The organism is Polaromonas sp. P1_G2, from assembly GCF_056405515.1.
The window spans coordinates 1-505 of sequence record NZ_JBFUBY010000932.1; the positions used below are offsets into that span (position 1 = coordinate 1).

Genomic DNA, 505 nt, shown 5'->3' on the forward strand with positions numbered 1-505 from the left:
CCGTAACCATCATCGGCCGCGACAAGGAAAAGCTGGAGGCCGCAGCACAGTCGCTGCCATCGGGCGTCCGCACGGCCTTCGCCGACGCTGAGAAGCCCGAAGACATCCATCGCGCGTTCGAAAGTGCCGGCCGGTTCGACCATATCGTGCTGGCACTCGGCAACGGTTTTGGCGGCGGCCCCTTCCCCACACTCGATATGGCCGATCTGCTCAGGGGCTTCCAGACGAAAGCCGTCGCACATGCGGCAGCCGCGCAAGCCGCCTTGCCCCATCTCAATCATGGCGGCAGCATCACTTTCGTCTCAGCCGTCAGCGCCCAGGCGGCACTGCCGGGCACGGCCGGGCTTGCGGCCGTCAATGCCGCGATCGAGGCCATGGTGCCGGTGCTTGCGGTTGAACTCAAGCCGCTTCGGGTGAATGCGGTTTCGCCAGGGGTCATCGATACCCCATGGTGGAGTTTCATGCCCGATGCTCAGCGCACCGCGACATTCGAAGGCTTCGCCGC

The 505-nt window shown here is 65.1% G+C and carries 1 protein-coding gene; it reads left to right on the plus strand.

All coding sequences use genetic code 11. The features are described 5' to 3' along the window. A partial coding sequence (locus tag AC1D0P_RS28400; protein ID WP_477679789.1) for an SDR family oxidoreductase occupies positions 1-505 on the plus strand: 505 nt, incomplete at both ends.